Genomic DNA, 2790 nt, shown 5'->3' with positions numbered 1-2790 from the left:
TTATATATCACGTAATACAAAATCCCCATTTCTTCATAAAATTTTTTCTTTTTGCTATATTCTCCTCTCCTGGTTTCAGATACCACCTCTAATACCAAAGTTGGTAATTTTTCCTCTTTCCAGAGGACATAAGACAAACGCAAATTGTTTAACTTATGATGAACAATACGAGGAACTCCAATGCTTAAAAAGCCATCAGGAACGATCGCCGGTTCATCAGGGTGATAATAAATCCCCATATCGACTCCGAAAAACCAATCCATTCTTTCCTGCCAAATTAATGCCAAAATTGCTTCTAGCAATCCTGGAATGAGATGCTGTAATTGATCGTCCACGGGGGTATCATCGGAGTCGGGTAAATCTTCTGCTGAAGGCCAACAGTCTCTAGGATCGTATTTGAGTAACATGGGAAAAAGGAGCGTTACATCTTTAGTTCTATTATACAATTTCAGGGTTAATTTTACAAAATTGCCGTGCGATTCAAAGCAATTAATTCTTTAAAACTGTTATTATCCAATTCCGTCAGCCAAGACTCATCGGATCCGACAATTGAAGCTGAAAGTTTCTTTTTATCTTCAATCATTTGGTCGATGCGTTCTTCTAATGTTCCCAATGTTACATATTTGTGAACAAAAACATTTTTCTCTTGACCAATACGAAAAGCGCGATCGGTGGCTTGATCTTCTACTGCGGGGTTCCACCAGCGATCGAAGTGAAAAACATGATTAGCTTTGGTTAAAGTAATCCCAACTCCAGCCGCTTTTAAGGATAAAACAAAGATGGAAGGAGGAGTATCTGGGTCTTGAAAATCCGCGATCGCATTTTCCCGTTTTTGACGGCTAGTTCCCCCATGAATATAATAGGTATTGTAGTGACAATCATGGCGCAAGCGATATTCTAAGGCATCACCAATCTCGCGAAATTGGGTAAAAATTAAGGTACTTTCTTGCTCTGCAATGATTTCTTCAATCATCTCCTGCAAGCGCGATAGTTTATGCGATCGTTCGGGAGTAAATTCGCTTTCGTCTTGCAAAAATTGCCTCGGATGGTTGCAAATTTGTTTTAATTTCATCAAGGTTGCTAACATTAAACCTTTGCGTTGCATCCCTTCTGCTGCTTCTAATTTCTCAGCGACATCTTTCACCACGGCTTCATATAACGAGGCTTGTTCTTTGGTTAGATTACAATAAACTTTTTGCTCGATTTTATCGGGAAGGTCTTTAATAATAGATTTGTCTGTTTTGACTCGACGCAGAATAAAGGGTTCGACTAAACGCTTTAATGTTACGGTTTTAACGAGGTCATTGTCCTTTTGAACTGGCAATTCAAAAGCCTTGCGAAACTGTGCCTGCTTGCCCAAATAACCGGGATTAAGAAAGTTAAAAATAGACCATAAATCTAACAATCGGTTTTCTACTGGAGTTCCCGTTAATGCCAAGCGATGGCGAGATTTTAGCTTTAAAATGGCTTTAGTTTGGGCTGTTTTAGGGTTCTTGATGTTCTGTGCTTCATCTAAGACAATACGATGCCAATCTAAAGCATTAAATAGTTTAGTATCTTTGCGAATCAAAGTATACGAGGTAATGACCACATCTTTATCTTTACATTCCTTTTTAAATGTTTTCGTTTCATTGGCGCGATCGCTACCATGATGAACGATACTAGAAAGGTGAGGGGCAAATTTAGAAATTTCCTTTTGCCAATTTCCTAAAACCGATGTTGGGGCGATTAAAAGCGTTGGGAATACTTTTTCATCTCTGTTCCTTTCTTGCACTAATCGCGCAATCACCTGTATTGTTTTACCCAATCCCATATCATCGGCTAAACAACCATTTAATCCCAATTGTTCTAAATAATCTAACCAAGCAACTCCCCGCTTTTGATACTCTCGTAATGTTCCTTCAAATTGCGGTAATTCTTCAACGGGAGAAAGATTAGAGGGATCGTGCAGTTTAGCCCACATTTCCTCGAGAGAGTCATCTCGTTCTATTTCTAAACCTTCATCTTCTTCTGCTTCCCGTTGCATCAATTCCATTAAAGACATTTCCGCATTTTCTTCTCCTTGTTTTTGCCAAAATTCTAACATTTGTTTCATTTTAGCAACATCAAGTTCGACCCATTCTCCACGAAACTGCACTAAAGATTGTTTTGCATTTACTAAATCTTCCCATTCTTGGGGGGTAATTTGTTCATTGCCGATCGCCAATTCGTATTGGTAAGTAATCAATGTATCGAGGTTAAAATATCCTTTTCCTGCACTTCCCACAGACTTACCTTTTTTAGCAGCTTTGAGACGCACTTTGGCACGACGGCGACCCATTGGAGTCCACCAAGAGGGGATAATCACCTTATAGCCTGCATCTTCCAATACCCATGCGGTTTCCTTGAGAAAATCGTAAGCATCCTCTAAATGCAATAAACACCCTGTGGGGCGATCGCTATTCATTCCCTCCCAGAGTTTGGGATAAATTCGCGCAGCATAACCGAGATTTAAAAGTAAATTCGCTTCAAAATCTTCTCCCATTTGTTTCTTGATTTGATTTTGCTGGCTTTTGTTCATGCGCCAATAATCGAGTAATGTGAGCTTTGCAGAAGGATCGTTCTTGGGAGAAACGAGAAATTCAAGAAACCATGCCTGCTCGGGAACGTCGGGAGAGATAAGCTGAAAATAGAGAATAAAAGGGATTGCACTTTGAGAACGATCGATTTTCTGTCGCCAGATTTGCCACTGTTGATATTGTTCTAATGCTCGTTCTGTTGAACTGGGTGCATCTGTGCGATCGCAACATT

At 39.7% G+C, this 2790-nt stretch carries 2 protein-coding genes; both read right to left on the bottom strand.

Annotated elements, in window-relative coordinates; all coding sequences use genetic code 11:
• A partial coding sequence (locus VB714_RS21230) for a Uma2 family endonuclease (protein ID WP_323226685.1) occupies positions 1 to 407 on the bottom strand: 407 nt, incomplete at its 3' end.
• A 53-nt stretch (positions 408 to 460) separates the two neighbouring features.
• Positions 461 to 2790: DEAD/DEAH box helicase (locus VB714_RS21225; protein WP_323226684.1), on the bottom strand; the 2330-nt coding region annotated here is incomplete at its 5' end.

The organism is Spirulina sp. 06S082, from assembly GCF_034932145.1.
Lineage (GTDB): Bacteria > Cyanobacteriota > Cyanobacteriia > Cyanobacteriales > Spirulinaceae > CCY15215.
Note: the sequence above shows the minus strand (reverse complement) of the source record. Positions and strands in the feature narration are given on the sequence as shown.